Here is a 229-nt window from a genome sequence, read left to right on the forward strand (position 1 = left end):
TGCTCGCCGTGGAGTTGTAGGTGTAGGAGCCGCTCAGCGGCTGGTTCCGCTGATCGATGCGGTCCAGACCCCACGACGGCGGGTTGGTCTGGGTAGCGGTGATGGTGAACACGCCGTCCTGCTGCACGTATGCCACTCGCGGGTCCGCGGCGAGCCGGCGTGCCTGCCGCTCCGACATGCGGCCGGCAAAGCCCTGCAGCGCGCTGCGGTACTTGTGGGTCACCGACGC

The 229-nt window shown here is 69.0% G+C and carries 1 protein-coding gene; it reads right to left on the reverse strand.

Features of this window, described 5'->3' with window-relative positions; genetic code table 11:
• A partial coding sequence (locus ACNAW0_RS30985; RefSeq protein ID WP_416291576.1) for a S8 family serine peptidase occupies positions 1-229 on the reverse strand: 229 nt, incomplete at both ends.

This window comes from Micromonospora sp. SL1-18 (genome assembly GCF_047921505.1).
In the GTDB taxonomy this organism is placed as follows: domain Bacteria; phylum Actinomycetota; class Actinomycetes; order Mycobacteriales; family Micromonosporaceae; genus Micromonospora.